We start from the raw sequence: 17,798 nt of genomic DNA, 5'->3' as shown, positions 1-17,798 counted from the left end.
CTGTTCGTGGTCACATTTGCCGGGCCCCCCCCCCCCGGGGCCCGGCCCCCCGGGGGCCCCCCCCCCCGGGGCCCGCCCCCCCCCCCCCGCCGGGGGGGGGGGGGGGGCCCCCCCCCCCCCCCCCCGACTACGGTGGTGGGACGCACATCGTCAGCGGCGTCACGGAATTGTGTTCGCGGGTTGCGTGGTCGGCGGGCGGCGAGGTCAGAATTCGAGGACCAGCCGGCCCCGGAAGCCCCCGGCTTCGAGCAGTCGGTGGGCGTCCGCGGCCTGCTCCGGGGGAAACGTCCGGGCCACGCGTGTGGTGAGCGCTCCGCTCTCGACGGCGTGGCGCAGTGCGTCGAGTTTCCGGCGGTCGCCGAAATAGTCCGGCACGTAGACCATGTGGGAGCGAACGCCGCGTCGGCGCGTCTCCGTCTCGCCGGCGGGGTACGGGCTCTCGCCCCGTACGGCTGCCATGCCACCGCCGTCGCGGACGGCTTGGACCAGCCGGGAGACACCGATCGACGCGCCGTCAACCAGGCCGTCGGCCCCTCCCGGCACGGCGCTCAGGAAGCTGCGCGCGGCGTCGCCGCCCCGCGGCACGATCATGTCCGCCCCGAGACCGCGCACGAGTTCCTCGTCCGCGGGGGAGGAGTCCGCGACGACGCTGAGGCCGTCGGCCTTGGCCAGCTGGACGACATATCCGCCGAAGCCGCCCGCAGCACCGGTGACCGCCAAAGTCTGTCCGGGAGTAAGGGCGAGGAGGTCGAGGGCGAGACGGGCGGTGAGACCGTTCATGGGCACGGTCGCCGCCTCCACATGGGTCGTGTCGGCGGGTGCCCGTACGACCCACTCGGCCGCCAGGACGACGTACTCGGTGTAGGCGCCGCCCTGAGCGCGGTTCGGCATCACCATCGCCATGACGCGGTCGCCGATCCGCAGGTCGGTGACCGTGCCGTCGCCGATCTCGTCCAGGACGCCTGCGGCTTCCATGCCCGGGATGTACGGCGGGCCGAGAGCGGCCAGGGGCACCGCCCCTATTCTCATGTCCCTGTCGCCCGGATTGACAGTGGCGGCGTGGACGCGGATGCGGACCTCGCCGGGGCCGGCGTGCGGTTCCGGTACTTCGAAGACCTGGAGGACCTCAGGCCCTCCGAACCGGGACAGTCCTGCGGCTTTCATGGGGTCTCCCTTGATCGATGGACGCCGGTGCGTCGGGACCGGTCGGGTGAGGGACCCGGCCGGTCATGGGGTGAGTCAGGCATGTGAGGGTCAGGCGGCCGGGGGAAGGCCGCCATCGAGCAGGTCGATCCGCAGGCGGTCCAGTCTCAGGTAGTGGATCAGCCAACTGCCGTCGATCTTCCGGTACCGCTCGTGGTAGTGGCCGGATCCGCGCAGCCCCTGGCGCGCCCCGCCCGTCTCGGGGAAGACGATGTAGTCGGCCATTCCCCAGATTCCGGTGGCCGTGTCGGGGCTCTGGATGTCGATCTCCGGCATGTGGCCCACGTGCGTGGTGGTGGCGTTCGCGAGCCACTCCCGGGTGTCGCGGACCAGGGCGGTGGGGGTGCGGACGACCGAGTCGATCTCCACGTGGGCGTCCGGTGTGAAGACCTCGCGCCATCCCTGCCAGTCCTTGGTGTCGACCAGGCGGAAGTAACGCGCTTTTAGGCGCTTGATCTCTTCGATGTCGGTGAGACGCCGCAGCGCGTCGTACTCGTGCTCGGTGTGGTTCATGGCGGCACCCTTGCGTATCGTGTGGCAGAGCCTGAAGCCAGCAGTTATCTTGACTATTCATTACAGATTGGCGACGCGAAAACCAAAGCCCTCCAGCCGGACGGCCGCTCCGCTCGCTAGTCGAAGCAGGCTGTGGCGACCTCGACCGTGGTCATGAGGGACCGCCGGTCGGGGTTGATGGCGCCCATGACGCGTAGTCCCTGTGCGGTCATGACGAAGAAGCGGGCAAGGTCGCTCGCGGGGCGGTCGCTTGAGATCTCGCCGCTCGCCTGCGCGTGGCTGATCACCTCGGTGAGTGCGTCCTCGAGGGTGTCGACGGTGGAACGCAGGCGCTCCGCGATGACGCGATCGTGGGGAACGCGCTCGGTGGCCGCGCTCACGATGAGGCAGGCCAGCCGGTTGCCGTCGTTGACGATGTCGTCGACCAGGTCCACCAGGACCTCGCGGACCAGTTCGCGAACCGGGGCGCCGCTCTGGAAGATGTCGATCAGAGGCAGGGCGTACTTCTCCCGGTACCGATCGACGGCAGCCAGGTACAAGCCTTCCTTGCTGCCGAATGCCGCGTAGAGCGACCCTCGCCCCACCCCTGTGGCGTCGACGAGGTCCTGTATGGACGTCCCCTCGAAACCACGACCGCGAAACGCGGTCATGGCCGCCTCCACGGCGGCCTCCGTATCGAACTCTCTGACCCTGGCCATGCGAACACCGTACGCGATATGGAACGTATGGTCAAAGACCGAATACCATCCGACGTGGGCATTAAACTCAAATCTTGACCGATTGTTCAAGAATGGGTTATCTTCGCTGCCGGGGTCGGTGCAGTACTGACCGCCGCCCTCGCCCGATCGGGGGGTTTGGCGCCCGAGCGAGGGTGTTCCGCCCGGTGGCGCGGAGCGTTCACGGCAGATCTGTCGCCTGATTCTCAGCTGCCCGCCGCGCCCGTGCGGCCCGGCACGCCTTCGAACACCGCGCACAGAGAACAGGGAAGAGAGAGACACGATGAAGGCAGTAGTAGTGCAGGAATTCGGAGGGCCGGAGGTCCTGCGGGTGCGGGAGGTCCCTGAGCCGCACGCAGGCGTCGGCGAAGTGCGTATCCGCGTGCACAGTGCACCGGTCACCCCGGGGGACGCGCTGATGCGAAGCGGTGCGTACCCCTTCGCCGTGGCGAAAGCGCCGTACATCTTCGGCATGGACGTGGGCGGAGTGATCGACGAGATCGGCGAGGGCAGCGACACCGGCCTGCGTGTGGGCGATCGCGTCATCAGTCCCCTCAGGCCGGACAGTGAGTACGGCGGCGGCTACGCGGAGTATGTCGTCACACCGGCCAGCTGGCCGGTGCCGGTGCCCTCCAGTTGGTCCGACGTCGGTCTCACCGAGGCCTCGACGCTCTCCATGAACGGGCTGACCGCCCGGCACGCCCTCGACCTGCTGGCCCTCTCCCCGGGGGACACGGTCGCGATCACCGGGGCCGCCGGCGCTGTCGGCGGATTCGCCGTGCAGCTGGCGAAGGCCGATGGGCTCCACGTGGTCGCCGACGCCTCACCCACCGACGAGGCCCTGGTCACGTCGCTGGGCGCGGATATCGTGGTTCCCCGCGGGAGTGATGTCGCGCGTCAGGTGCTGCGCACCGTGCCGACGGGCGTCCGCGGCGCCGTCGACGCCGCCCTCATCGGCGCATCCCTCAGCGAGGCCATCCTCGACGGTGGACGGATCGCCGCCGTACGTCCGGACGCCACGGACCTCCCGCGCGGCATTACCCGCGAGAACGTCTTCGCCCCCGCCTATTACGGGACCCCGCACCTCCAGAAGCTGACCCGGCAGGTCGAGGACGGCAAGCTGACACTCCGCGTGGCCCAGACCTACGCCCCCGAGCATGCCTCCGAAGCGCACCACCGCATCGAATCCGGTGGGACCCGCGGACGACTGGTCATCGTGTTCGGACAGGCCGACTGACGGGGTCAGCGGAGGGCGAACGGGCCAGCCATCGGCTTAATTTTGACTGAACATTCCATATAGGCCTACCGCAGGCCAGCACCGCTGACCTGCGGCATTCATCAGAAGAATCAGCAAGGAGAAGGTGCGAAGATGCGAGTACAGCGTTTCAAGAAGCTTGCGGGACAGCGCTCGATGCGCGTGGGTGCGGCCGCCGCCGTGATCCTGGCCGGAGGAGGTACGGCGGTCGCCGTCGCCTCCCAGTCGGCGAACGCGAGCCCCGCACACGTTCGGAGTCACGAGAGCGCGTCCACCGCCGCGACCGTGCGCGAGCTTACCGACGTCCACGACATCGAGCAGCTCAAGGCCGGCTACTTCCGCGACATCGACACCAAGCAATGGGCGGAGCTGCAGGCGCGCTTCACCCCCGACGCGCACATCAACACCGGCCAGCAGTTCAACAGCCCGGCGGCCCTGGTGAAGGCATCCAAGGCTCTCATCGGTGACGCGCCCACCGCTCACCAGGGGTTCCTCCCTGAGATTACGGTCAACGGGGACGTAGCCACCGGTACTTGGGCCATGGAGGACTACGTGAACCTCAAGGCCGGCGGGGGCTTCCACGGCTACGGCGAGTACCACGACACCTACAAGCGCGTTCACGGCCACTGGTACATCAGCGGGTCGGACCTCACTCGCTTCCGACTGGACACACTGCCCGACCAGAGCGCTTCGCCGAAGGGCTGAAACACGGTCTGTCCGGGGCCGCGTGAGGTTCCCCGTCTGCCGGCAGGCCGCCGTCCCATGGGACGTGGGCTTCGCGACCAAGCCGCAGCTCGCCCTGCAGATGATCGAACGCGCCCTGGATGCCGGAGCCCCGGCCGGCTGGGCGGCCGGCGACAAGCCGAGACTGCGCGCTGCCCTGGAAGCACGCGGGCTCGGCTACGTGCTCGCGGTCTCCCGCACCCACCGCGTCCCCACACCAGCCGGTCCCCAGCGCGCCGACCTGCTGGCCAAACGCATCCCGCGCAGGGCCTGGCAGAAGCTGTCCGCCGGACGCGGCGCGAAGGGACACCGCTGGTACGACTGGGCGATGGTCGCCATCACGACAGGTGATCCGACGGGCCATCAGCACCTCATGATCCGCCGCAACCGCACCACCGGTGAACTGGCCTACTACCGCTGCTACTCGCCCCGAGCAGTGCCGCTGACCACACTGGTCAAGGTCGCGGGAAGCCGCTGGACGGTGGAGGAAACATTCCAGAGCTCGAAGGGTCTGGCTGGACTGGATGAGCACCAAGTACGCCGCTGGGACTCCTGGCACCGCTGGGTCACCCTGGCCCTGCTCGCCCATGCCTTCCTCGCCGTGACTGCCGCCCTCGAACGCCGCGACCAGATACCAGCCGACGACGGGACCAGCCCTGGCGGACTGGTCCCGCTCACCTGCAACGAGATCCAGCGCCTGTTCACCGCCGTGGTCGTCCGGCCTGTCCGGGACACCGCCCACCGACTGCACTGGTCCACCTGGCGCCGACGTCACCAAGCCCGCGCCCGCCACAGTCACTACCGCCGGCAAGCCGGCCTTCAACCATGAAGATCACGATCTACGGCTGGAGTACTAAGCTCCGCCCCCATGGAACACAACCAAGCCCTGCTGCGGGCGATCGGCATCCTCACCCAAGGGAAACGGTGGGCTGACGCTTCGCCAGAGGACATCGAAGCCGAGATCGCAGAGAGCAGCCCAATAGCGCAGCTCCTCTCCGACTTCCTGCCTCCGATACCCATTCCTCCGGATGCGGCACCGCATGAGGTGTTGCGCGCAGTCTCGGAAGCCCTGACGCCCGCAGTCGCGAACCTGACGGGCGCCTTCGCCTTCATCTACAGCGAACTGGCCCAGGTTCACGACGCAGGCCGGACCGACATCAAGTCCGCCGACCTCCTCCGCGATCTCGCACTCCGGTACGCGGCGAACGAGCCGAACGACGGCTGACCGGTCGAAACGGCGCCGCAAGCGGGACGGTGTACGCCTGGCCGGGCCCGATAACCGCGTGCCCGGCCAGGCGCGCGTCAGACGGCGATGAACAACTGCGGAAGCGAGTACAGGTCGACGACGGTGGCCCGATACTGCTCGGTCGGGATCATCGCGAGGAGCTTGTCTGTGATCCGCTCGACGGGTTCGGTGGGAAAGATCCCAAGCGTGGTCAGGGCCATTTCGAAGGCGCGCCGGTGTGGTCCCCGCGCAGGCGGGGGGAGCCGTCCACTTACCCAGGATGTCAGCCATCCGCGCCAGCGGAGAGCACCGCCCATTGCCGCAGAGGAACAAGGCCGACCTCCAGCGCAGAGCCCCGACCCCGCCGCGCTGCCCTACGAGTAGAACCGAAAGGGAGTCAGCCGTGGGAGCCCTCTGGGACTTTTCTGGGACTTCCGGCTTCATCAACCGCCACGAGCATGAAACAACTGAAAGACCATTCAAGCAGGTCAGCGGCCAAAGACCCCTCATCGTGGCAGGTCACCGCCCTGGCCGGTCTCTTCCGCGACATCTGACCAGCCGCGATCGGCAGCTCTGCGCTCCAGCGTCAACTGCCTTTGCCAACCTGTCGGCAATTGCCACCTCGACAAGACCCGACCTGCCCAACAGATCGACTGACACCCCATCAGAACGAGCGTCAAATGAGCGTCACGAGCGTCAAGATATCGCCCGTAACGCCCACACCGCACCTAATGCGCGCTCACAAGTCACCAGGTCAGGAGGACTTTGCGATGGTTCCAGGATCGCCACGCACTCCGCGTGGTGCGTCATCGAGAACAGGTCAAAGTTTCCGTTCGCTTGCTGCCGACCACCGCCGACTCGGCAGGAAATACCCGAAGCTATTCCCGCGTGATCGGCTTGGGCTCCACATCTTTCCCACCATCTGACTAACCTCGATCTTTCATAGGAGCCCGTCAGCTTGATGACGGGCTCTTCTTCGTTTGCTGTGGCGGGTGTTGGGGTGTGCAGGCAGGGCGGTGGCCCGGCTGTCGCGTCGGGTGGGCGCCGGGTTCCACGTCTCCGGTAGGTGTTTCAGGCTCGTCAGGACGGGTGGATCTGCTGGTCAGCCGGGGTTGGGGAGGGCGTCGAGTCGCTCGATTGCGGCCGTGATGATGTCGGTCCAATGTCGGTCCAGGACCAGTGGGCTGTGAATCTCAGGTGGTGCCGGCGGCGGGCGGTCGTGACGATCTGGGCGGCGGCGGAGAAGAGCCGGAGCCACAGACGGCGGGGCTCCCACCTGCGGGTTTCGCCGGTCAGAGCGAGCATGGGCATCCAGGCCAGCAGGTCGAGGGCGATCTGGACGATCTCCAGCCAGATCTGGTTCTGCGCGGTGTCGTGCAGGGGCAGGTTGCGCGGGCCGGTGGCGCGGGCGCCTCGGATGCGGTCCTCGGCTCGGGCACGTTGTCGGTGGCGAAGTTCGAGGGCGGCGATCGGGATGCTGGTGGTGTTGGTGGCGAATGCGGTGAGCCGCAGCCCGTCGGCGTCGGTGAGGCGCAACTGGGCCCCGGGATGGGGCCTTTCCTTGCGGACGATCAGCCGCATCCCCTTGGGCCAGGCGTCTCCGTCCAGTTCGGCGACCCAGGCGCCGTCGCGGATCTCGCCGTCGGGTTCGACGGCCGGTGTCCAGGCGGTGTCGGGAACCCGGAGCACGGCTTGGTGGATCTGCTCAGTGATGGTCATGCCGACCGAATAGGACAGCCACCGGCCGCGCTGGGCGAGCCAGGCGACGAAGGCGTGGGTGCCGCCTGCGGAGTCGGTACGAAATCAGCGTCCGGCGTCCGCGCCGGTACTTCTTCGGCATCTGAGCCAAGGCGAGTTGGGCCGTGGTGATGTGGTCGTCGGCGGTGTTGCTGCCCGCATTCCCGGGCCGCGGTATGGCGGCGACCGGCTCTCCGCTGCCGCCGCTTCCGTGGTCGACGAACCCCATCAGCGGGTGGTGGCCGAAGGTCTTCTTCCAGGTCGCGGCGGCATCCTGTTTCTCGGAGTGGGCCAGTACGAGCACCCCGTCCAGGTCTACGACCACAGAGCCGCCGGCATCCGGGGCCGCGTCCTTGGCCATACTCCAGACGTGCTCGCGCGCTTCGGCCCGCGCGATCCGTATCGCGTGAAGGGTTTTGGGCCCGGCCGCGGCGAGGGTGTCGATGAGGCGGGAAACCGTCGGGTCGGAGGCCACCGGCCCGAACACGGCCCGGCTCCGCCCGCAACATCCCAGTATCCGCGAGGCAGTCGCCGCCCAGCGCGACCGCGAGAGCCACATCCAGCAGAATCTTGCCCGGATCGTGCACCGCCCGCGACTTGCGCCAGGGCATCAGCGCCGCCGATACCGCCTGATCCAGCCCGGCCTTGCGGACCGTCTCGACCAGCAGCACAGCCCCAGCCTGGGACACCACCGCACGGCCGCCGCCCTCGATGCGGACGCGGGGATAGGACCCGATACTCTTCTTCACCTGGGAAGTGCGTCCGACGGTGGCAGGAACAAGGACCTCGACAATCCTCATTCTTGCTGGTCAGAGGCACTTTCCGGTTACGTGACCGCCCGTCGGACACTCCGCTTCACGAAAGCGCGAGGCTAGGAAGCGTCGGTCACCGGCGCCCGGTCCCCCCGTACGGAGCAGGTAGGCCAGGCCGATGGCAACGCGGTCAGAGCGGCGTCGATGGTGGTGCGGTGCGGACGGTACCGCCGTCTCCCGAGGGTTATGGCGCGAGCCGGAAGATTGGCCATCCGATCTCGGTGTGCCAGAAGTCGGGGTTGTTAGTGTCGCGTGGCCCGGCAAGGTAGGTCTCATGCACGGGGCCGGCGACTGCGAGGGTGTGGTTGACCACCCATTCGCCGAGACGGCCGTAGGTGATGCCGATGTCGTCATGGGGTCCGCGGTGAGTGGTCACGGCGAGCTCGACCGCAGCGAGATCGAGGACTTCAACGCCGCGGGATGGATGCAGGTGGTGAAAGGGTCGGAAGACTGTCACCGTGCCGCTGCCCTCGGTGAACAGCTCGTTGTCGTAGCGGCCACCGGGCGGGCCGGTGCGCTGCTCGGTGGGGACGGCCGCGTCAAGCTTGGCCATGGCGATGTCGTACCAGCCGGTGACGCTATCCAGATCGACCTCGCCGCTGATCGCGGCGACCTGGCGTGCCGGTAGAGAGCGGAGCTCGACCTGCAACTCCTCGACCTCTGGCCGAAGCAGTTGCCGCAACGAGATGACGGCCGCGCGGGTGCGGTCGAGAGTGACTTCGAGTCGTTCGAGGTGGCCGGCGATCAGCGCGGCCCGCTGCGTCGGGTCGTCGGTGGCGAGGACGGTCTTGACCTCGGCCAGGGGTACGTCGAGTTCGCGGAGCCGATGGATCACCTGGGCAGAGGGGATCTGGTCGGCTTCGTAATAGCGATAGCCGGTGAAGGGGTCGACACTGGCGGGGGCGAGCAGTCCGGCCTCGTGATAGCGGCGCAGAGTTCGCACGCTCAATTGCGTCAACGCCGCGAATTCCCCGATCGCCAGTCGTGCCCGCATACCGACAGTCTCCGCTCTCCCCCTGGGGGAGAGTCAACCACTTGACCCTCTCCCCGCGGGAGACCTCATGGTGGCACACATGATCAACCAGCCTCCTGCCACATCCATCGACACAGCCGACCTGCCGCAGGTGATCACGACCTTCCTCGACGCGCAGTTTGCCCATGATGCCGACGCCGCAGTTCCGCTGTGCCTGCCCGACGCCGTCGTCACTGATGAGGGCCGTACCTTCTGCGGCCACGACAAGATCCGCGACTGGGTCACGAACGCGGCGAGCGAATTCACCTACACGACCGAGCTCACTGGCGCGTCCCGCCTCGATGACACGCACTACGGCGCGATCCACCACCTCGAAGGCGACTTCCCGGGCGGCGTCGCTGATCTGCATTTCCGGTTCGCGCTGCGCGACGGCCTCATCGAGACCCTGACGATCGAGCCCTGAGCCGTGGCAGTCCAGCTCCCCGAGGCGATATCGGCGTTCCTCACCGCCGCTAATGCGGCAGACTCAGCAGCCCTCCTGGATTGTTTTGCCGAGGACGCAATGGTGATTGATGTGCGGCGCGAGTTCCTCGGCCGCGCCGAGATCAAGCGCTGGAGCGATAGCGAGATCTTCCCCGACAACGTTGTTCAAACGGTTGAGGGCGTTCGCGAACACTTCGGCGACTTCGTCATGCTCCTCAAAGTCGACGGCGACTTCGACAGGACCAATCTGTCCGACCCGCTGCTGCTCACCGGCTACTTCACGCTGCGAGGGGACAAGATTGTGCGGCTCATCATCATCGAGATGCTGCCATCACATATGTCGCTGGCAGAAGTCCTCGCGCTCTGAACCCTCCAAATCATTTCCCGTCCCAACTGCTAGGAGCAGATGATGACCGACCTCTCGGGCAAGGTTGCCCTCGTCACCGGAGCCTCGAAGGGTATTGGCGTCGCGATCGCCAAGCATCTCGCCGCGTGCGGCGCCGCCGTCGCCGTGAACTACGCGACCAGTCGCGAAGGTGCCGAACGCGTCGTCGAAGAGATCACTGGATCCGGCAGTCAGGCCGTCGCGGTGCAGGCCGACGTCAGCAAGGAAGCTGAGGTCGATCTCATGTTCAAGCAGGTCACCGCCAGCCTGGGTCGCGTGGACATTGTGATCAACAATGCAGGACGGTTCCTCATGGGGTCGCTGGACAGCATCAGCGAGGACGCGTATCGGCACAACTTCGACACCAATGTGCTTGGTCTGTTGCTGGTCGCGAAGGCTGGGGTCGAACAGTTCGGACCGGAGGGCGGTGTCATCGTCAACATCGCATCGGCGATCACCAGGGCCCCTAAGCCTTCCGGGCTTGGCTACGGCGCCTCCAAAGCAGCTGCGGATTACATCACCAAGGCATTGGCCATCGAGCTGGGGCCGCGGAAAATCCGGGTGAACTCGGTTGTACCGGGAATGGTTGACACGGAGGGCGCTCACGCGGTCGGGGCCTTCGCGCAGGAGGCCGTCGATGCCACGGTGGCGCGGACGCCACTCGGGCGCCCGGGCCAGCCCACCGACATCGCGCCGGTCGTCGCCTTCCTCTCCTCTGACGACGCGCAGTGGGTCACCGGAGAACTCGTCGGGGCGACAGGCGGGTTGTACTGACATCGGCCCGGTGGTCATGCCGATCATGGACGCCTTCGGCATGTACGGGCGGATGGGACGGTTCTACTACCTCGACCAACTCGCTCCGAGCTGCCTCCAGGCTCACGGGTTGCCCCTCCATCCCGACGCCGCGCTGACCGCCCTCGACATCGCCCCAGCCACCCCGCTCGCTGGCGCACCCACATTCGCTCCGCATCGGTACCGAAGAACGGGATGCTCACCTCGCAACGCCAGCCGGCGACAACCCGGTCTGGGATCCGTGCTGCCAGCGGCCCTCACCGTGAATTGCCTACCCCCTGGTCAGCGGGTGGCCGGGAGAGAGCGTGAGACGGGACGGACAGCAGGCGAGCACCCTGCTCATGTGTGAACCGCCTTGCCACTCCGGAGCGAAACGGTGTGGGTTCCCCCGCGGAAGGGCAGGGGGCGACACAGTTACAGGATCTGTTCGATCCACCAGAAGGCGAGGCCGGCTGTGCCGATGCCGTAGCAGGCGCCGCGCAGGGCGTACGCGGCCATGACCCGGCGGCGGCGCACGAGCCAGCGGCGAAAGCCGGGGCCCGACTCCTGCGTCGCCGGCGGGTGGTGGGGCTTAGAAGTCGTTTCATTTGGTGAGGCGGCGGTGGCAGATGAGTGTGGCTGCGATGGCGAGGAGGGCGAGGAAGTGTTCGGCTTTGCGTTCGTAGCGGCGGTGGAGGCGTCGGCAGCCGGCCGGCCACGAGACGGTCCGTTCGACGACCCATCGGTGGCGGCCGAGCCGCTGCGAACTCTCGACACCTTTGCGGGCGATGCGGTGGGTGATACCGCGACTGCGGAGCCATCGGCGCAGGTGGTTGTAGTCGTAGCCCTTGCCGGCACGCAGTCTGCCGGGCCGCCGACGGCGGGGGCCACGCCGGGAGCGGATGGGCGGAATACCGCGCACGAGCGGCTTAAGGCCCTGGCTGTCGTGCATGTTCGCGCCGGAAATCCCCAGCGACAGCGGAAGACCGTTCCGGCCGGTGATCAGGTGGATCTTCGATCCCGACTTGCCACGGCCGGTCGGATTCGGTCCCGTCAACGACCCCCTTTCGCCGCCCGGACACTGACGGAATCAATCGCGCACCGCGACCAGTCCAGCTCACCGCGGGCACCGAGCTCATCAAGGACAACACGGTGCACCCGCGCCCACACCCGCGCTTCCGACCACTGTGCGAACCGTCGGCAGACCGTGGGCCAGGCCGGCCCGAACACCGGCGGCAACTGCCGTCACGTGCAACCCGACGTGGCCACGAACAAGATCGCCGCCAGCACCTCACGATCACCCGCCCGAGCCCGGCCGCCACCCTGGGGACGTATCACCTCCGTCGGCGGCACCACCCGACGAAACAACACCCACAACTCATCCGGCACCAACCGCTCAACCAAGTCCGTCATGCACGGTTCAACGAACGACCAAGCCATAAGAAACGACGTCTTAACGTGTGCGACGTCGTGTCGCACCTTGAGACGGCTGATCCCACATTCGACAGCGTGCCGCGCCTTGTAGTCCTGACGGTCGAAAGCGGGTGGACGGCCACCGTTACGGCCCCGGCGCCTGCGATTGCGGACCTGATCGGCCCGCTCGGGAATCGTGCACCTGATGCCGCGTCTGCGCAGGTAAGCGCGATTCGCGCGCGAGGAGTACGCCCTGTCTCCGCGCACCCGCAGTGGTCGGCACCTTGGCCGGCCCACACCGTGCCGGGGCACCCCGATCGCGTCCAGGACCGGCGAGAACTGCGGGCTGTCACCGCGCTGCCCTGCGGTGATCAGCAACGACAACGGCTTCTGTCCTTGTTCACACGCCAGATGGACCTTCGTCGTGAACCCGCCTCGCGACCTGCCCAGCCCGTGGTCCTCGGGTTCTTCGCTCAGACCGCCCGGCGGTTCCTTCTGCACAGCACCGTACCGACGGGCACCAGCTGCGTGCCGATGCGCACGGCAGACCGTCGAGTCGACACTGACTTCCCAGAAGATCAATCCGGACGCATCCGCCCTCGCCTGCAACAAGGCCAGCAGCCGGGCCCACACGCCCCGACGCTGCCACCTCCGGAACAGTCCGTACACCGTCTGCCACGGCCCGTACTCAACCGGCAGATCCCGCCACGGAACACCGGTCCGAACGCGCCACCGGACACCGTCCACCAACCGCCGACAGCCCGGCCACTTGCGACTCACACCCACCGCAGGCAGCAACGACTCCAGCACCGACCAGGTCACACCGCGCGCAAAAGCCACGACCAGTTGTAGGTGCCCGGGCCAAATCGATAGCGCGGCAGGGTGTCCGGACCGCAGGAGGCCGTGCCGAGGCCGCGGTGCGCCGCGTCGATGTGGACCACGCAGCCCCGTCGTGGCACGAGTTCGTCGTGATGCGCCGCCGCGGCGAGATCGGCCGCCCGGTGGTGGGCGACCGACACCTGTCGGGGAGCGTCAAGCTGCACCGACAAACCCCTGCCGGTGCCGGACAGCAGTGAGAGTGCGCGTACCCCCGACCGTCCGCCGCTCTCCTGCGGTCGCAGGTAGGGGGTGAACAGCTCGGTGATCCGGGCGCGGTGATGCCCGACGGGGCCGCCGGCCCGCCGGTCCGGATAGGTCTCCCACGGCCCCTGACCGAACCACTCCACTCGCTCCAGGCCGCCCACCGTCTCGAAGACCGTGCCGACCCTCGCGACATCGGTCACCCCATCGGGCAGGACAGCTGTCTCCTCGATGAGAAGGCCGCCGTCGGGGAGCCGGCTGACGGCCTGCTGGTGCTCGACCACGCCGCCTGCTGTGCGGTACGCGCCGCGCACCGTGACCCGGTCCCCGCGACGGTCCGTCGAGACGTGTTCGCGTACGAGATCATCGAGTCCCAGTCGATGCCAGTGTTCGGCCACCCCGCCCAGCAGGTCGTTGTCGGTCGGCGCTCGCCACAGGCTCAGTACGGGCGGTGCCGTCAGCAGTGGGGACACAAGACGTCCCTCCACATCGAGCTCCACCCCGGCGCTCGTACCCGGACCAGAGCCCGTGGGAATTCGCCTCACGGGCGCGGTTCCCGTCCCGCGCGCCGGTTGTCCCTCGGCTACCAGGACCTGTGGGGTGCACACCTCGGTGCCGGCCTGGGCCCACGGCTCGTCAACGGCCGTCGTCAACCGCAGCGTCAGCCAGGCCGCACCGTGGTCCGGGGGCAGGTCGTCCAGCAGTTCCCGAGGGAACGGGATGCCCGCGTACCCGCCCGGCGGCACGTGCGGCAGTTCGGCCGGTGCGGTCCGAGTACCGGCCGCCTCCGCGCTGAGCGCCCACTCCCCCGCCAGCCACGACAGGTCGCGGAAGTGCTGCCGGTTGTGTACCCGCAGCAGCCCCGCGTCGTGTGTGAGGCGCAGGGGCGCGGCGATTTCGCGGTGCTCGTACATCGCCGGTTTCGGGGTGCGGTCGGGGAAGACCAGTCCGTCCGCGCAGTAGACGCCGTCGTTCGGGGTATCACCGAAGTCGCCCCCGTACGCCCAGCGGTAGCCCGGCGCCGCGACACCGGCAGTGAAGCCGTCCGTGGTACCGGGGCCGGCCGGGCGCCCGTCGGACAGCCTCTGCAGGATGCCGTGGTCCCAGAACTCCCACACGAAGCCGCCCTGCAGACCCGGTGTGGACTCGATCGCCTCCCAGTGGTCGGAGAGCGTGCCATTGCTGTTGCCCATGGCGTGCGAGTACTCGCACAGGATCAACGGCTTCGTCTGCTTTCCGGAAGTGGCGTGCGCGACGATCTCCTCCATGGAGGCGTACATCGGGCAGACGATGTCGCTGGCCACCGTGGTGGAGAACCAGTCGGTCTTGGCCGCACCCTCGTACTGGATTGGCCGGGTCGGATCGTGCCGGCGGACCCAGCCGTAGGCGGCGTCGTGGTTGGCACCGTAGTCGCTCTCGTTGCCCAGCGACCAGATGATGACGGACGGGTGGTTCTTGTCCCGCAGCACCATGCCGGAGACGCGGTCGAGGAAGGCCGGCAGATAGCGGGGATCGTCGGCGATCTCGTGGGCGTGGTCGTGACTTTCGATATTCGCCTCGTCCACCAGATACAGGCCGAGTTCGTCCGCGAGGTCGAGCAGCGCGGGATCGTTCGGGTAGTGCGCGGCGCGTACGGCGTTGAAACCGAACCGCTTCATCGTCTCCAGATCCGCCCGCATCTGGGCCTTGGTGACCGTCCGGCCGGTCAGCGGGTCGAAGTCGTGCCGGTTCACCCCACGGATGAAGACCCGCTCACCGTTGACCAGCAGATCCCGGCCGCGTATCCGCACCGTACGGAACCCGATCCGATGCCGGGAGGTGTCGGCGACACCGCCGTCGGCGCGGTGCAGCCGTACCGTCAGCCCGTACAGGAAAGGAGTCTCCGCGGACCAGGTGCGTACGCCCGGAACCCGCGCGGACAGCCTCGCCTCGCCCAGGAAGTCCGAGACCCGGTCGTCCTCGCGGTTGACGCGGTCGAACTCCGTGTCCTGGGCCAGCGCCGTTCCGTCCAGGTCGCCGGTGATGTACCAGCCCCGCGGCAGCGGCCCGCGCACCTGGCAGTCCACCCGCAGCGAGCCGGCATGGTCGGCGGTGATCTGGACGTCGGCGAGGTGGAGCGGGTCCGTCGCGTACAGGAGTACGGAGCGGGTGATCCCACCGTGCCACCACTGATCCTGGTCCTCGATGTGCGAGGCGTCCGACCACTTCACCACGGTCAGCCGCACAGTGTTCCGCCGCCCCACCCGGACCGTGTCGGTCACGTCGAACTCACTGGCCAGATGGGAGTCCTTGCCGATGCCGATCTGCCGGCCGTTGACTTCCGCGATCAACACGCTCTCCGCGGCGCCGACCTGCAGCACGATCCGGCGGCCCGCCCAGTCGGCCGGTACGTCGAAGTCCCGCTCGTGCACCCCGGTCGGATTCGCGTCGGGTGACAGCGGCGGAAACTCCGGCCATGGCATCCGCGCGTTGGTGTAGTGCGGCAGATCCGATGTGCCCTGCATGGTCCACGGGCCAGGCACCACCAGCGGCGACCACTCCTCGCCCAGCGGCGCGTCGGGCGCGGACAGGAGCTGGAATCGCCAGCTGCCGTCCAGCGAGACAGAGTCGGCTCTGCGGTCCACGGCATTCTGCCGGAGTCGCCGCCACCCGGTGATCTCGGGCGACTCCCACGGACGTACCCGGGTCAACGGATCGCTCCCCTGGCGAGGTCCGCGATCATCTGGCGGGCACCGATCGCGAAGACGATGAGCAGCGGGATCAGTGCGAGCAGCGCCCCCGTCATCACCATCCCGTAGTCGGTCGTGCCGTGTACACCGTTGAGCTGCGACAGCGCGACCTGGAGCGTGACGTGATCGGGGTTGGTCAGTGCGATCAGCGGCCACGCGTAGTCGTTCCACTGGGCCATGAAGGTGAAGATGCCGAGGAACGCCAGGCCCGGGCGGACAACCGGCAGCGCCACATGCCAGTACTGGCGCAGGAAGCCGCAGCCGTCGAGCTTGGAGGCGTCCAGCAGCTCGTCGTGGATCGCGCCCGACATGTACTGGCGCATCCAGAAGATGCCGAAGGCGTTCGCCGCGGCCGGCACGATGAGCGCGGTGAGCGAGCCGATCCAGCCGATCTTGGCCATGATCACGAACTGTGGGATCGCCTGGAGCTGGGCGGGCACCATGAAGATGCCCATCATCACCACGAAGAGCAGCTTGCGACCGGGGAACTTGAACTTCGCGAAGACGAAGGCCGCCAGCGAATCGAAGAACAACACCAGGAACGTCACCGAGCCGGCGACGATCGTGGAGTTGAGCATCGAGCCGAAGAAGTCGACGCTGTCGAAGAGCTTGCTGATGTTCTCGTCGAAGTGCGAGCCGGGCAGCAGTTTCGGCGGGAACTGGAAGATCTCCGTCGAGGTGTGCGTCGACATCACGACGGTCCAGTAGAACGGGAACAGCGAGAGCAGGACGCCGAACACCAGCCCCGCGTGGAGGCCTATGCCTCTGGAGCGGACACCCTTCATGGTCCTGGTTCTTTTCACGGTCATCAGCGGTCTCCCTACTTTCCCTTGCGCTGGACCAGGCGCCAGTTGATGATCGCGAAGACGGCGACGATCAGGAAGATGCCCCAGGAGATCGCGGCGCCGTAGCCGAAGTCGTTGTTGTCGAAGGTCTGCTGGAAGAAGTAGAGGACCATCGTCTGACCGGCGTTGTCCGGACCGCCGGCGAAGGTGGAGGTGTTGGACGCGGTCTGCAGCAACACCTGCGGTTCGGAGAAGGACTGCAGACCGGTGATGGTCGACACCACGAGCGTGAACAGGATGACCGGCCGCATCAGCGGGACCGTGATCCGGAAGAAGGTCTGCACCGGGCCCGCGCCGTCGACCCGGGCGGCCTCGTACAACTCGGTGGGGATGGTCTGCAGGCCGGCGAGGTAGATGATCGCGTTGTAGCCGGTCCACTGCCAGGTCATGAGTGAGGCGATGGCGACCTTGATGCCCCACGGGGTGTTCAGCCAGGCGATCTGATCCAGGCCCAGCCCCTGCAGTACGGCGTTGGCCAGGCCGAAGTTGGTACTGAAGACCGACCCGAAGATGATGGCGACGGCGACGACCGAGGTGACGTTCGGCAGGAAGTAGGCAAAGCGGTAGAAGTTCTTGAAGCGCACCGCGGAGTTCAGCATCACGGCACTGACCATGGCGATGAACAGCATCGGCAGCGTCGCCATCGCCCAGATGATCAGCGTGTTGCCGATCGCGTGCCAGAACTGGGAGTCCCCCAGCAAGTACCGGTACTGCGACAGGCCCGCCCACTCCATGTTCCCCAGGCCGTCCCAGCGGTGAAAGGACAGATAGAGCGAGAAGCCGACGGGGATCAGGCCGAAGCAGAGGAACAGCAGGTAGAAGGGGGATATCGCTAGGTAGAGCCGCCAATGGCGCCGCACGGGGCCGGACTTGGCGGACTTGGCATCGTGAGTCGGGACGGGCGCCGGCGGCGCTGTCGGGGATACCGTCGCCAT

General features: G+C 67.5%; 14 protein-coding genes and 4 pseudogenes. 7 read left to right on the top strand and 11 right to left on the bottom strand.

Going from position 1 to position 17,798, the window contains the following annotated elements:
* Positions 1-204 precede the first annotated feature (204 nt).
* From ACIBBB_RS04315 to ACIBBB_RS04305, 3 genes are all read right to left on the bottom strand, one after another.
* Positions 205-1,164, bottom strand: a complete 960-nt coding sequence (locus ACIBBB_RS04315) for an NADP-dependent oxidoreductase (protein ID WP_398978487.1) — start codon at positions 1,162-1,164, stop codon at positions 205-207.
* A gap of 90 nt (positions 1,165-1,254) precedes the next feature.
* A complete protein-coding gene (locus ACIBBB_RS04310; protein WP_398978485.1) occupies positions 1,255-1,716 on the bottom strand; it encodes a nuclear transport factor 2 family protein in 462 nt (153 codons plus the stop codon).
* 116 nt (positions 1,717-1,832) lie between these two features.
* Entirely contained in the window at positions 1,833-2,414 is a 582-nt protein-coding gene (locus ACIBBB_RS04305) for a TetR/AcrR family transcriptional regulator (RefSeq protein WP_398978483.1), read from the bottom strand.
* A gap of 301 nt (positions 2,415-2,715) precedes the next feature.
* Between ACIBBB_RS04305 and ACIBBB_RS04300 the strand changes: the two genes are divergently transcribed.
* The 4 genes and pseudogenes from ACIBBB_RS04300 to ACIBBB_RS04285 all read left to right on the top strand — a co-directional run bounded on the left by ACIBBB_RS04300 (position 2,716) and on the right by ACIBBB_RS04285 (position 5,635).
* Entirely contained in the window at positions 2,716-3,669 is a 954-nt protein-coding gene (locus ACIBBB_RS04300) for a zinc-binding alcohol dehydrogenase family protein (protein WP_398978481.1), read from the top strand.
* A gap of 132 nt (positions 3,670-3,801) precedes the next feature.
* On the top strand, positions 3,802-4,392 hold the full coding sequence (locus ACIBBB_RS04295) for a nuclear transport factor 2 family protein (protein WP_398978479.1): 591 nt from the start codon (positions 3,802-3,804) through the stop codon (positions 4,390-4,392).
* Positions 4,391-5,239: pseudogene (locus ACIBBB_RS04290) on the top strand (IS701 family transposase); the annotation flags it as partial. The gene ACIBBB_RS04295 and the pseudogene ACIBBB_RS04290, both read left to right, overlap by 2 nt.
* A gap of 39 nt (positions 5,240-5,278) precedes the next feature.
* On the top strand, positions 5,279-5,635 hold the full coding sequence (locus ACIBBB_RS04285; protein ID WP_398978477.1) for a hypothetical protein: 357 nt from the start codon (positions 5,279-5,281) through the stop codon (positions 5,633-5,635).
* Between the two features lie 77 nt (positions 5,636-5,712).
* Here the strand turns inward: ACIBBB_RS04285 and ACIBBB_RS04280 are convergent, their stop codons facing one another.
* From ACIBBB_RS04280 to ACIBBB_RS04270, 3 genes and pseudogenes are all read right to left on the bottom strand, one after another.
* Positions 5,713-5,856, bottom strand: a complete 144-nt coding sequence (locus ACIBBB_RS04280; protein ID WP_398978475.1) for a hypothetical protein — start codon at positions 5,854-5,856, stop codon at positions 5,713-5,715.
* Between the two features lie 881 nt (positions 5,857-6,737).
* A pseudogene (locus ACIBBB_RS04275) lies at positions 6,738-8,121 on the bottom strand (IS1380 family transposase).
* Positions 8,122-8,368: 247 nt separating this feature from the next.
* The gene (locus ACIBBB_RS04270; RefSeq protein WP_398978473.1) at positions 8,369-9,178 is read right to left on the bottom strand and encodes a MerR family transcriptional regulator; all 810 of its coding nucleotides are present in this window, start codon (positions 9,176-9,178) and stop codon (positions 8,369-8,371) included.
* A 79-nt stretch (positions 9,179-9,257) separates the two neighbouring features.
* On the opposite strand from ACIBBB_RS04270, the gene ACIBBB_RS04265 reads away from it, so the two are divergent.
* Genes ACIBBB_RS04265 through ACIBBB_RS04255 form a run of 3 tightly spaced genes read left to right on the top strand, consistent with a single transcriptional unit; the run spans position 9,258 to position 10,799 of the window.
* Entirely contained in the window at positions 9,258-9,620 is a 363-nt protein-coding gene (locus tag ACIBBB_RS04265; protein ID WP_398978471.1) for a nuclear transport factor 2 family protein, read from the top strand.
* A gap of 3 nt (positions 9,621-9,623) precedes the next feature.
* Positions 9,624-10,007 (top strand): nuclear transport factor 2 family protein, encoded by a 384-nt coding sequence (locus ACIBBB_RS04260; protein ID WP_398978469.1) that lies wholly within the window; start codon positions 9,624-9,626, stop codon positions 10,005-10,007.
* A 42-nt stretch (positions 10,008-10,049) separates the two neighbouring features.
* Positions 10,050-10,799 (top strand): SDR family NAD(P)-dependent oxidoreductase, encoded by a 750-nt coding sequence (locus tag ACIBBB_RS04255; protein ID WP_398978467.1) that lies wholly within the window; start codon positions 10,050-10,052, stop codon positions 10,797-10,799.
* A 601-nt stretch (positions 10,800-11,400) separates the two neighbouring features.
* Here the strand turns inward: ACIBBB_RS04255 and ACIBBB_RS04250 are convergent.
* The 5 genes and pseudogenes from ACIBBB_RS04250 to ACIBBB_RS04230 all read right to left on the bottom strand — a co-directional run bounded on the left by ACIBBB_RS04250 (position 11,401) and on the right by ACIBBB_RS04230 (position 17,798).
* Positions 11,401-12,209: pseudogene (locus ACIBBB_RS04250) on the bottom strand (IS5 family transposase).
* Positions 12,210-12,332: 123 nt separating this feature from the next.
* Positions 12,333-12,989 (bottom strand): annotated as a pseudogene (locus tag ACIBBB_RS04245) (IS5 family transposase); the annotation flags it as partial.
* Between the two features lie 38 nt (positions 12,990-13,027).
* On the bottom strand, positions 13,028-15,979 hold the full coding sequence (locus ACIBBB_RS04240; protein ID WP_398978465.1) for a glycoside hydrolase family 2 TIM barrel-domain containing protein: 2,952 nt from the start codon (positions 15,977-15,979) through the stop codon (positions 13,028-13,030).
* A complete protein-coding gene (locus ACIBBB_RS04235) occupies positions 15,976-16,827 on the bottom strand; it encodes a carbohydrate ABC transporter permease (RefSeq protein ID WP_398978463.1) in 852 nt (283 codons plus the stop codon). The genes ACIBBB_RS04240 and ACIBBB_RS04235 overlap by 4 nt, the downstream gene beginning before the upstream one ends.
* Positions 16,828-16,838: 11 nt before the next feature.
* Positions 16,839-17,798: a carbohydrate ABC transporter permease gene (locus tag ACIBBB_RS04230; RefSeq protein ID WP_398978461.1), complete on the bottom strand. Its 960-nt coding sequence runs from the start codon at positions 17,796-17,798 to the stop codon at positions 16,839-16,841.

This window comes from Streptomyces sp. NPDC051217, from assembly GCF_044455465.1.
GTDB lineage: Bacteria > Actinomycetota > Actinomycetes > Streptomycetales > Streptomycetaceae > Streptomyces.
The sequence above is the reverse complement of the archived record's forward strand: the minus strand, read 5'-3'. Positions and strand labels throughout refer to the sequence as shown.